A 12,106-nucleotide genomic window follows, 5' to 3' on the forward strand; every position below is an offset into this window, starting at 1 on the left:
TCACGGGGTCGACACCGTGGGCGATTTCGATGAGTTCAACGGGCTTGAAAAGCTGGACCTGTCGGGGATCACCGGGCTGACACTGGCCGGGCTCGAACTGGGCAATGCCTCGAGCGGGGCGGCCACGCAGGTGGGCGCCAACGTGGTGATCGACACTGGCGGCGGCAATTCCATTACGCTGAATAATGTCAATATCAGCGATCTGGACAGCTCGGACTTTATCTTCTGAGGCTTCCCCTTTACCTCCATTGGCGGTCACGATAGGCCGCCAATGGAACGCAAAGGAGTCGCGCAGTAGATGCACCCCAAGATTTTCGGTAAGCTCTTTTTGAGCATTGGTGCCATGAAAGCAGGTACCACCTGGCTTTACGCCGTGCTGGATCGTCACCCGGCCCTGCATTTCACGCCAGAAAAGGAAATCCACTATTTCTACCATAAATATGTCAATGGCCGGCACCTAAGCGAGCAGCGCCGCCTGCAATCGGCCAAAGACCGCTATCTGTTTCGTTTTGATCCGCAAAAGGCCAATATTGACCGGATCCGGGGCAACCTGCATTGGGTCGCCAATTACCTCAATCGCCCGGTTGATGATTTCTGGTACCGCAACCTTTTTGATTTGCGCGGCACAGAGGAATGGGCCTGCGACTTTTCCAATCTGCATTCTTTCGTGCCGGCATCGGCCTGGCCACAAATCGCCGACAGCTGCGACGAGCTACGCGTGCTTTACACGATGCGTCACCCTCTCAAGCGGCTCTGGAGCCACACCAAGTTTCATCTTCAGATGACAGGGGGTTTGCACCACTTGGAAGACTGGGCCCCTGAGGATTTCAACAGGTTCGTGCGATTGCCCCATATCTGGGAAAACGCCGAATACGGAGCCGTTCTGCGCCGGATGCGCGAGGGGCTGGCCAACGACCAGCGCAAGGTGATCTTTTATGAGGATCTGCATGCTGATCAGCGCGGCACGCTTGCGTCGATCGAGGATTTTCTGGGCCTGACCAATTTCACCTATCCTCAGCCGCTTCTGGAGCGCCGCTTTACCGAAAGCGTCAACCACCCCATGCCCGATTTTTTCCCTGAGCTTTTTGCGCATGACATCGCTCGCATCAAAGACGAGATCGAAGCCGAAGGGTTCACATTACCTGACAGCTGGGGCTGAGACCTTACGCAGGGCGGCCCTGCATGATACGACCCCGGTGGCCTCGGTCACAAAGGTATTGAAAGGTTAAACATGAAACTCGACCTCCATGACGCCGAAGGCCTTAATGCCCGGCTTGAACAGGTTCTGGTGCAGGATAAAGAGCGGTTTGATTTCCCTGAGTATTTCGCCCGCTGGTTGTTTGGCGAACGTCTGGATGCGCGCGGCGCACGCAAGGAAATGGGGTTCAATGCCTATGAGGGTCCCGCTCATATCGGCAAATTCTTTGGCTGGCACACCAATGCCAATTTTGCCGACTACTTGCCTGAAGATCAGGCCGGAGCCTTGGCCGCGACCTCGGCCGAGATCGACACCAAGCTGTTCGAAGCGTACGGTTTGCCCACCAATCTACCCCTGATTGCCAAGCTGGGCCGTTACAACGCGCAGGACCATATGCTGATGCGTTCCTATCCGGTGCCCGAACGCAACCGGGTGCGCACTCTGCTGGATTTCGGGGCAGGGCACGCACGCCTGGCCAATCTGGGTTTCAATGATCCCGACGAAACCCGCCGTATCACCACCTATATCGCCATGGAGGCGATTCCTTCGACCTATTTCACCCAGCTTGCTTACCTGAAGGGGTTGGGGCTGCGCATCTGGGAATATCTGGATCACTGCGACCAGGACCTGACCCAGGCCGATCTGCAGGCTGCCATCGAAAGCCATGATGTAATACACATCCCCACCTGGCGTCATGACCTGTTGCCTGATGGCTGTGTGGATATGGTGTCCTGCGTGCAGGTGCTTAAGGAATTGCCGGGGCCGCTGGTCAATGCGCTGATGCCCATCTTCAGCCGTGTCACGCAAAAAACCGGGGCTATTTACATCCGCGACCACCAGCAGTTCCACAACCCGAACCACATGCCGATCCCCCAGCTTTTGCAGGCCAATGGATTTACGCTGGAATTCGCCCCGCAGATCGTCGACCGTGTCGAATTGCATGGCGATCCGCGCATCTGGCGCAAGGTGGACCCGGCGCATTTTGTCTCTGAACAGCACAACGGTTGAAGGACGTTATCCCCGGCATGGCAAACCCTTCAGGTGCCACCGCGGATTGGCCGAAACACCGTTCACCGGCAATATAGATATAAGAGCCTGTGAACACATTTATTCTCAAAGAAGGCCAACAAACGGGCTTCAAGCGATTGGCGACTTAAGGAGACACCGCTCCAATGAAAAAGCAAAAATCTCGGATTTACGACACGCGCAAACGCGTTCTTGTCACGGGCGGCGCTGGTTTTCTTGGCTCGCACCTGGTCGATCGCCTTCTTGAACAGGGCCACGAGGTGCTGTGTCTGGACAACCTGTTCACAGGAAGTAAGCGGAACATTGACCATCTTCATGGAAACCCTCTGTTTGAGTTCATGCGGCACGACGTTACGTTTCCGCTCTTTGTTGAAGTGGATGAAATCTATAATCTGGCCTGTCCCGCAGCGCCCGTCCACTATCAACACGATCCGGTCCAGACGACAAAGACTTCGGTCCATGGAGCGATCAATATGCTGGGGCTGGCCAAGCGTCTTGGATGCAGGATTTTTCAAGCTTCAACATCCGAGGTCTATGGCGATCCCAGTGTCCACCCGCAGCGAGAGGATTATTGGGGGAACGTCAACCCAATCGGGCCCCGGTCCTGTTATGACGAAGGCAAACGCTGCGCCGAGACGCTGTTTTTCGATTATCACCGGGAAATGGGTTTGGATATCAAGGTCGCCCGCATCTTTAACACCTATGGACCACGCATGCACACCAATGATGGCCGTGTTGTCTCCAACTTTATCGTGCAGGCCCTGAAAGATGAGGAAATCACGATCTTCGGTGATGGGAGCCAGACACGGTCTTTTTGTTTCGTGGATGATCTGGTCCGGGGGTTTCTGCACCTGATGGATTCCCCAAGAGATTTTACCGGCCCGGTGAATCTGGGTAATCCAACCGAGGTCACAATTCTTGAATTGGCAGAAAAGATTATCGCGATGACGGGCTCTAAATCCAAGCTCACACGCCACCCGCTGCCACAGGATGATCCAAAGCAACGGTGCCCGGATATCACCCTGGCGACAACCAATCTGGACTGGCAGCCGGAATGTTCTTTGGATGAAGGGCTTGGAAAGACGATCACCTATTTTGACGAGTTGTTGAGCTCTTGACGGTCATGTATCAGCGCAGGACCACTGCATTGGAACAAAAATCATGACCAATCCTGATTATGAAAACTACACTGATCTGATGTGGTTGAACGATGTCGTGCGCGATGGGGAACTTGGGCCAATTGAACCACTCGCGTTCAAACCGTCCCGGGATAGGCTGTTTTACTTTGATCATTCGAGCCCGGAGTTCATCGCTCTGCCTTTTGTCACGCGGTTCGGGTATGATGAAGAAAGCGAATACGGGGCATCGACCGTCAAGGTAGAATTCGATGGCGAGACGCTTATCTATAGCCTCAATTCTGTCCGTCGCACGGAGATAGAACGGCTTGTGCGGGACAATCGGTTACCGCCGGGATATTGGCGTCTTTTCTGTTCGCACCTGCAGCTGTCAATTTACACGACGCAATACACTTTTCCCGAAGGGGGCATGTTTCTCGATTTTGGAGACGCGCCAAAGTTCGACAAGCCCGTCCTTGCCTATTGCACCTCCAAGCCGGCGCATTTTTGCGTTGTGGATCCGTTTTTCATTATTTCAAAGGCCTATTTCAGACTGCAGAGTGAACTGGAAAAGAACACGTTAGCGCTTGCTGACAAGCGGGATAAGGTCTTTTGGAGGGGTTCGGCTTCAGGGATCCGGACCACGTTTGCAAACAGCCAGCGCTACTTGCTGTGCAGCAAGATGCAACAGTCCAAACACCACGAACGCCTCGATTTTGGGATCATTGACACGCCCGATCCCGTTCTCAAACAGCTGATGGAGGAACTCGGCGAGATTCCGGAATTCGCCCAGCCTGCGACAAGGGTCAGTCCGGACACGTTCTCGCTCTACCGCTATGGCGTGGATGTCGATGGGAACTCCAATTCCTGGGGTGGCTTCTTTACCAAGATGTTGTCACGCGCTTACTTGATACGGGTCGCCTCGTGGGATGGGTTCCGACAGTGGTATTACCCCCGGCTGAGCAGCCAGGATCTTTATGCTCTGGTTGCACCGGATCTGTCGGATTTCGATGAGGTTCTGGATCGCGTTTTTTCTCTCTCGATCCAAGAGATCACGGACAAGGCACAGAGACTGTACGAATTCGCGTCCTCCATGGCTGTGTTTGACGAGATCGATCGGAACAACGCCGAACTTCACCAGTGGCTGAAAGATACGGCTCGCACTGAACAGGGCATGTAGTTTTAGCCACGAAAGATCGACGCGTCCGTGTCGTCGATCTTGCCCCGCCAGTCATCATCGCTGGATTTATAGGCCAGGTCATTGCGGAACTGGACGATCTCGCGCACCACGCGGGCTGGCTGAAAATCAAAACCATCGAAACAGGGGCGCAGGGCAGGGTTGTGATACATATGGGTCATGATGCCAGGACCCGTGACCAGCCAGACATTATTGGAAATGCGCCCCTCCACATTCTCCACCAACTGGGCAATCACCTTTTCATAAAGCGGATCGCGCGGGGCGCGGACAAACAGGAAATCATTGGCAACCCGCGTTTCGCGCAACATCAGCATGCCGCGGGCGGCAGGGACGATCAGATCAGGCAGGCCGCCGCCATTATGGGTGTCGGCATCCACATAGATGCCCCCTTCCTGATAAAGTGCGCAGTAGCGAAAGAAATCGGCCATCATGGCTGGGACCGCACATTGACGATAAGCCTGCAGCACACGTGGCTCGAAATGCGTATCGATATACGCCGCGGCACTTTCCTCGTCGAAGCGGCGATAGGTGAAGCTGTCTTCTTTCGCCCAACTGTCCATGAGGCGCTCGACTTCCGCCGGGGCGGTGGGGGTGTTCCAGAACTGAAAAAGCTGCATGTTGGTCCTTGTTACCGGCCTGTTACTGCACAATGGCCTGTTCGGCCCCCCAGCCGAGGGTCACCCGTTGCAAAAGTGCCATATCATTTGCGTTTACCTCTGCCAGAAGCGCATCCAGTGACCCGGTTGCCGTGCTCTCGATTGCGTCTGGTTCGCTGGAGACATTGCGCCGTTCCTCGGACCAGAAAAACTCGGGGTAAGGGTCAGCGATAGCCGCTGCAAGCCGTTCCAGCGTACCGTTGAAATCCGACACCAGGCCAACCAGGCTCAGCTGATCCAGCGCCGCCATGGCCCGGATCAGCTCGGGTTCAGGGCCGGGAACCAGTGCAGCGAGGCGCTGGGTATGAAAATCGCGGCATTGCCGGTCATGTGGTAATGACAGGCGGACCCGGACATAGCCTTCGAGATCGGTGTGTTTGGCCAGCACTGCACCGAAAGTCTCAGCCTGTTGCTTGCGCTCGAACCGGTAGGCGGATTTGATCCGTGCGATCGGATCACGCAAGAGCATAACAGAGACCACCCGCACCCCTTCGACCTGCGGCACTGGCCCCATCATCGTATGCGAAGAAAAGGCCACGGCCTCAGGCGTGGAGCGAATCCACTCTTCGACCTGAGGCGTGTTACCCATGGGACCGCCCTGAAACTCCTTTGTGACCCAGCGCTCACCAAAGTTCTGCTTCAAAATGAAATCCAGTGACGTACCGGCATTTTTAAAGAGGTGGTAATGTAAAATAATGGTGCGCAAGACGTCAGGTCGCCAATTTTGTTATGAACGCACTCAGCCTACGCGCGATTCTCAATCCATTCAACGCGTAGGAGTCGTGGACAGAAACAAGTCTGCCGCTTCAAATGCTTCACGCATGGCGATGTGCCCGCTTTCAAAGGAATAGCGGTCAGCCATATAAGCCCGGGCGGCCTTTGACATTTTCTGCCAGAGCGCATCATCGGTATCGAGTTGCTGAAGCGCGGAGACCCAATCATCCGGGGTCCGGGCGATAAAGCATTCCTGCTTGTCGCGCAGCCCGATCCCTTCGGCGGCCAAGGGACTGAGCACACAAGGGATTCCGCGCGCCAGCGCTTCAAGCACCTTACCCTTGATGCCCGCGCCCGAACGCAAGGGGGCCACGAAGATGCGGTGGGGATCAAATGCGTCGGCCATATCCTCAACAAAACCCACGGGATCAATCCGCTTCCCTTTAAGGGCCTTGATCTCACCGGTCATATGCGAGCCATAGATGGTCAGGGTCAGATCCGGGCATTTTCCAGAAATCAGGGGCATGATTTCGCGGGCAAACCACAGGATACCTTCGTGGTTAGGATGGTGACGAAACCCACCCAGGAAAGACATGCCACGCCGCTTTTTCAAAGGGGCAACCTTGTGGGGCATATGCACCACCCACGGGGTACGCAGCACCTTGGCCGCGCCTTCCGTATCGGCCTCGATCACGGCGTGTTCCATCTCGTTATAGCTGAGCACGACATCGACCTGCTTGATGATGTCGATCTCATCCTTTCGGGTCTGGCGCGCGTCTTCCAGCCGGGCTGAATCCTGTTCGGCCCGCGCCGCACGGATCTCACGCAGGAAATGAAGATCGGCGTTGTTAAACAGCACCTTGGCCTGAGGGGCCAGCACACGGATTTGTGGCAGCACATCACGCGCCACGTAAAACCGCGTGATGTAAAAGGCATCAAAATCGGCGGCATGGCGCATCAGATATTCCTGGGGACTGAGGTAGAAGGGGGCATAGACCACCTCGACCCCCAGCTTCTGCAGATCTTCGGTATATTTCCCCATATGCGCCATGTTGGTGGGCATGAAGGTGACCTTGTAGCCCAGCGACTGCACCAGAAGGATTTCCTGCAGGGCTGCATAGGACCCTGCATCCTGATCCGTCCGCGGGGTGGTGTAGTCGACAAACAGCACGCGTCCGATAATGCCGCGATCCTTTTCCAGATCCGGGTCTTTGCCTTCGCGCCCGAACTTGGCATAGTCCTTGGCCCAACGGCGTTTGAACTTGGGACGATTGATTTCCTGGTAGCGTTTGAAACCCGATGTCACATCGGTACCCGACGTCATGCCTTCGTAATGGTAGACCACCGATGACGGAACAAACCAGGTGGTGTACCCCGCCTCGCGCACTTTGAAGGCAAAATCGGTATCTTCAAAATACATCGGTTCGAGATAATGCGAGAGCCCTCCAACCTCGTTCCAGACGGCCTTGGGCACCATCATGGCCGCCCCTGACAGGTAATCGGCCTGACGCGCATAACAAAAGCGCGGGTCGTTAGAGTTCTGGCGATTGCCATAGTTCCAGGGATTACCCGTGCCCCAAATGATGCCGCCCGCATCCTGCAGCGCGCCATCGGGATAAAGCAGCTTGGAGCCAACAAGCCCGACATTATCAAAGCGTTTGAAGGCTGCCAGAAGCTCATCAAGCCAGCCTGTGGTGACTTCTACATCATTATTGAGCAACACCACATAATCGCCCCGCGCTTTATCCACGCCCGCGTTACAGGCTCGGATAAAGCGTTGCGACTCGGCGTTGTGCAGCACCGTGATGCCCGAGACAATTGTTTCAAGCTCGGCCGTTTCATCCGTCGAACCGTCATCGACCACGATCACCTCAAAGCTTGCCTGGTTGGGGGCAATAAGCAGCGAGCACAGCGCCAGATACGTCACTTCAACCTTGTTATAGGCAGGGATGATGATCGACACATCAGGCTTGTCGACCTGCGGAAAGGCAAGCGGCTGTAATTTGACCCTGGTATAGCCACCTTCAACCGTGGCCAGGGCAAAGGCCAGCTGGGCGAAATCTGCCCCGGACGGTGTTTCGCCCCGGCCTGCTTGCGCAAAGAGCGCTTTAAGCCCGGCATAGCGCCGCGCGGTCTGGGCGAAAATGGCATCGGGGAAGGGGGCCGCACTTTCGCGTTGCAACACATCCGCCGGCGTCAGAATGGCTGGCAAAAACACCAGGGTTTCCCAATACGGCACACTCCCGGAACCATCGCGCAGGCTGAGATGGTGGGTCACCCCGTCCAGATAGCGCTCGGACAGGCGCAACGGGGTCTGCCCGGGCTGCAGCCTGACCTGCCGATCATGACGCCCATCCACATAAAGTGACAGATCCACAGCATGTTGTGCCTCGATCATCAGCGTATAGCCGTCGTCGATATCCACCCTGACCTCGGGCAGAGAGGGCAGGGAAAAGGTCTGCCGGTCATCCCCCTGATACAGCAGCAACGTGGCGCCGGGCTCCGGAATGGCCGGCATGCGTGCCGATACCCAGACACCATCGGTAGGAAGAGTATCTCCGTCAAAGATCACCGGGGTCAGCATCTTGCCCGGTTCTTTTGCCCCTCCGGGCCCCACATGCACATCCGACAGAAACATGAACGGCTCGCTTCCGGAGCCATCATCGACATAGCCGGCATATTCCACAACCAGTCGCACCTCAAAGCGGCCATTGCCATGGGGCAGGGGCACGGACACTTTCTGGTAATCTTGAGCATGGACCCCACCACGGGCATTCATCTCAAAACTCACCTTGCGGTCCGTGAAGACGTTACTGTCGACATGATGAAACTGCACATGCAATGTGGCGCGCGCCCGGTGCGTGCCCAAAAGCGCCTGAAAGCAAAGGCCGGGTTCTTCAACGTCAACCACTATAGGGCGGCTGATCTCGATCCGAGTAGGCGTATCCCGGTGCACCACCATCATTTGGACGGTTTGGCTGCCGGGCAAGGCCCAATCCATCAGCTGGTTGACCCAGACGGCAACCATGTCACCGGGTGAGGCCTCGGGCGGGTGAGTCTGGATATGCTGATTGAGCCCATCTGCTGCCAGCGCCGTGCGCCGTGCAAAAGAGTAATCGTCAAAAGCTGCCGCCGGGCAAGGCGTAAAAGGCACACGCGCAGATTGCATGCCCAAATCTACCGGGTGGGATGGCGTCGTCGCAAAATTAACGAAAACAGAGCCTTCCACCATGATAGTGCAGCGCGGGTCCTGAGGGCGGGTCTTGATTTTCAACATGGCCAAACTCTTTATCCTCATATCTGCTCCGGCAGGCTTGGCTCTATCGGCTATAGGGCTGCAGCGCCACAGGGTACCGGTTATTTATCCAGAATATCCCGATGGTAACGGTTCAACAGAAAAAGCCCGGCCAGCATCATGGAAGCCCCGATCAGCATTGGATAGGCCACCGAGATATAGGTGGGGTTATAATAGGGGTAATACGCATCCCGCATCATCCCGATGGGATGAACCAGCGGGTTGTACCACAACATGTCCTGATAAGGTTGCGGTACCGTCTCGAACAAAAAGAACATGCAAGAGATCAGGAACATAGGCCTGTTCAACACCGCCCAGACCGATTGCCAGACCGGGTAGGCCACGACCAGAAAGCCATTGAGCGTTCCAATGCCAACCGCCAGTGTCAACACGATCACATAAGCCAGTGCGGCTTTGCCCAAGTCGATGCTGACATCCCCCACAAAGAGCAGGATAACCCCGGTCATCACCAGAAAATGCACCATGAACTGGGTCAATGTATTCAGGATAAACCGTGCCAGCAGCGCATCGACGAAGGTAACCCGCGGGTATTCCAGAAGGGCCCGGGAAAAATTGAGAGTTTGCGACAGTTTGCCAGCCACATCGCTATATATCAGGAACGTCAGAATGCCTGTGGCATAAAACAGCGGAAAAGATGTGCCGAGTGGCGGATGGCGAAACCCGGCCGAAAAGATTGCCGTCAGAATCGCGATGCCCGCCACCGGTTCCAGCACCGCCCAGATATAGCCGCCCGGAGAGCGCCCATAAGAGGTCGACATCTCGCGCAGCATCAACGCGAACACCGTCCGCGACGTGGCAAAAGGCAGACGCACTTCGCGCAATTGCGCCATCTCATCCGCGGAAATGCGGGGTTGGGGCGAGGAAGGTGGGGTAATATCGGTCATGGAAAGGAGTGTTGGCAGCCCTTTGGCAATTCGCATATAGTCATGACATAATTCAAAATCCTCTGAAACGGTCGGAAAGTCCAGTTTCCATGTCCAACCCGCCTTCTGCACCGATGCTGGTGGCTCCGGCCCGGGCAGCTCCTGCTGCACCAAAGGTCGAACCGAAAATCCGCAAACCTGCGGCCAAGGCGCTGCTGCAGCGGCGGCACGCACGACTGGCGATCAGCTTCGTACTGGTCTGGATTTTGCCGATGATACTGACGGCCGGTTATCTCTGGACACGGGCCGCGGATCAGTATGCCTCTCACCTGGGCTTTTCTGTACGCACCGAAGAAGCGAGTTCGGCCATCGAGATCCTGGGCGGAATTACCGATCTGTCGTCAGGCAGCTCGTCGGATACAGATATTCTCTATGACTTTCTGACAAGTCAGGAACTGGTGCGCCAACTGGATGAGGCAATTGGCCTGCGCACCATCTGGTCCCGTGTAAGCCGTCGGCAGGATCCTGTCTTTTCCTATGATCCGGACGGTACAATCGAAGATCTTCTGGCGCATTGGGAGCGCAAGGTAACCATCATCTACGACAGTGGTACCGGGCTGATTGATGTGCGCGTTCTTGCCTTTGATCCGAGAGACGCCCAGATCGTTGCCGAGGCGCTTTTGCAAAAATCCACCGAGATGATCAACGCCTTGTCGGCCATCGCGCGCGAGGATGCGATCGGCTATGCAAAAACCGAGCTGGAAACGGCGGTTGAGCGGCTCAAAACCGCACGTCAGGCGGTGACCGAGTTCCGCAACCGCACGCAGATCGTGGACCCGTCCATCGACACGCAGAACCAGATGGGGCTTTTGGTGACCCTGCAACAGCAACTGGCTGAATCGTTGATTGATCTTGACCTGCTGCAGAACACCACCCAGGACAATGACCCCAGGATCGTGCAGGCACAGCGCCGGATCGAGGTGATCGAGCTTCGCATCGAAGCCGAGCGCCGCAAGCTGGGCCTGGGCAACGCGAGCGAAGGCGGCGATGTCTTTGCCACGCTGGTAGGCGAATACGAAGGGTTGATCGTAGACCGCGAATTTGCCGAGGCCGCCTATACCAGCGCCTTGGCGTCCTATGATTCCGCCCTGGCCGAGGCACGCCGTCAAAGCCGTTATCTCGCCCCCCATGTGCGCCCGACCCTGGCCGAGCGCGCCGAATATCCCAAGCGCGGCAATATCCTGTTGCTGGTGGGGCTGTTCCTGTTCTTCTCCTGGGCGATCGGCGTACTGCTCTATTACAGCCTGCGTGACAGGCGCTAAACGCCATGATCAAGCTGGAACGGTTGACCAAGCGGTTTCCCATGCGCAGCGGATACAAGACGGTGATCGATGATCTCTCAGCCGTCTTTCCCAGCGGTCAGAGCGTTGCTCTGCTGGGCCGCAACGGAGCGGGAAAATCGACACTTTTGCGTCTGATCTCGGGGGCGCTGCGCCCCAGTTCGGGACGTATCCTCTCCACGGGCACGATTTCTTATCCCGTCGGCTTTGCAGGCACATTTCACCCCCAGCTCTCGGGCGCCCAGAACACCCGCTTTGTCGCCCGTATCTACGGAGTCGATACCGATGAACTGATTGATTTCGTACAAGACTTCGCAGAACTGGGGCGCCATTTCCATATGCCCTTCCGTACCTATTCATCGGGGATGCGCTCGCGTCTGAGCTTTGGCGTTTCGATGGGCATCCCCTTTGACACCTATCTGGTGGACGAGGTGATGTCGGTGGGCGATGGATCGTTCCGCGAGAAAAGCGGCGCTCTTTTCGCAGACCGCCGCCGCACGGCTGGGGCAGTGGTGGTGTCGCACTCACCGCCCATGATCAAGGCCATGTGCGACATGGCGGTGGTGTTGGAAAACGGTGAGGTCACCTTTTATGATGATGTGGACGCCGCGCTGGCGCATCATGACGAAAACATGAAAAGGCCGCCCCCGAATTAGAATGTAGAGCTGCTCTTATCGTTC

The 12,106-nt window shown here is 56.3% G+C and carries 10 protein-coding genes and 1 pseudogene; 7 read left to right on the forward strand and 4 right to left on the reverse strand.

Annotated features, from left to right (window positions below):
- The 5 genes and pseudogenes from V6N02_RS01525 to V6N02_RS01545 form a co-directional block, all read left to right on the forward strand.
- Positions 1-229 (forward strand): annotated as a pseudogene (locus tag V6N02_RS01525) (calcium-binding protein); the annotation flags it as partial.
- Between the two features lie 69 nt (positions 230-298).
- Positions 299-1,159: a sulfotransferase gene (locus V6N02_RS01530; RefSeq protein WP_371223608.1), complete on the forward strand. Its 861-nt coding sequence runs from the start codon at positions 299-301 to the stop codon at positions 1,157-1,159.
- 72 nt (positions 1,160-1,231) lie between these two features.
- Positions 1,232-2,206, forward strand: coding sequence for a class I SAM-dependent methyltransferase (locus tag V6N02_RS01535; RefSeq protein ID WP_371223610.1), 975 nt, complete (start codon positions 1,232-1,234; stop codon positions 2,204-2,206).
- Between the two features lie 164 nt (positions 2,207-2,370).
- On the forward strand, positions 2,371-3,342 hold the full coding sequence (locus V6N02_RS01540; protein WP_371223613.1) for a UDP-glucuronic acid decarboxylase family protein: 972 nt from the start codon (positions 2,371-2,373) through the stop codon (positions 3,340-3,342).
- A gap of 43 nt (positions 3,343-3,385) precedes the next feature.
- The gene (locus tag V6N02_RS01545) at positions 3,386-4,519 is read left to right on the forward strand and encodes a hypothetical protein (RefSeq protein WP_371223614.1); all 1,134 of its coding nucleotides are present in this window, start codon (positions 3,386-3,388) and stop codon (positions 4,517-4,519) included.
- 2 nt (positions 4,520-4,521) lie between these two features.
- Here V6N02_RS01545 and V6N02_RS01550 read toward each other — a convergent pair whose 3' ends face one another.
- The 4 genes from V6N02_RS01550 to V6N02_RS01565 form a co-directional block, all read right to left on the reverse strand.
- Positions 4,522-5,154 (reverse strand): glycosyltransferase family 32 protein, encoded by a 633-nt coding sequence (locus tag V6N02_RS01550; protein ID WP_371223616.1) that lies wholly within the window; start codon positions 5,152-5,154, stop codon positions 4,522-4,524.
- A 22-nt stretch (positions 5,155-5,176) separates the two neighbouring features.
- Positions 5,177-5,782 carry a hypothetical protein gene (locus V6N02_RS01555; protein WP_371223618.1) on the reverse strand — a complete coding sequence of 202 codons (606 nt, stop codon included), beginning with the start codon at positions 5,780-5,782 and terminating at the stop codon, positions 5,177-5,179.
- 177 nt (positions 5,783-5,959) lie between these two features.
- Entirely contained in the window at positions 5,960-9,184 is a 3,225-nt protein-coding gene (locus V6N02_RS01560) for a glycosyltransferase (protein ID WP_371223620.1), read from the reverse strand.
- An 80-nt stretch (positions 9,185-9,264) separates the two neighbouring features.
- Positions 9,265-10,107: an ABC transporter permease gene (locus V6N02_RS01565; RefSeq protein WP_371223622.1), complete on the reverse strand. Its 843-nt coding sequence runs from the start codon at positions 10,105-10,107 to the stop codon at positions 9,265-9,267.
- 89 nt (positions 10,108-10,196) lie between these two features.
- Between V6N02_RS01565 and V6N02_RS01570 the strand changes: the two genes are divergently transcribed.
- Both V6N02_RS01570 and V6N02_RS01575 read left to right on the forward strand, forming a co-directional pair.
- Complete coding sequence (locus V6N02_RS01570) at positions 10,197-11,408, forward strand: KpsE/RkpR family capsule polysaccharide export protein (protein ID WP_371223624.1); 1,212 nt, start codon at positions 10,197-10,199, stop codon at positions 11,406-11,408.
- A 5-nt stretch (positions 11,409-11,413) separates the two neighbouring features.
- On the forward strand, positions 11,414-12,082 hold the full coding sequence (locus V6N02_RS01575; RefSeq protein WP_371223625.1) for an ABC transporter ATP-binding protein: 669 nt from the start codon (positions 11,414-11,416) through the stop codon (positions 12,080-12,082).
- The last annotated feature ends 24 nt before the right edge of the window (positions 12,083-12,106 follow it).

Source organism: Roseovarius conchicola (assembly GCF_041403425.1).
In the GTDB taxonomy this organism is placed as follows: Bacteria; Pseudomonadota; Alphaproteobacteria; order Rhodobacterales; family Rhodobacteraceae; genus Roseovarius; species Roseovarius conchicola.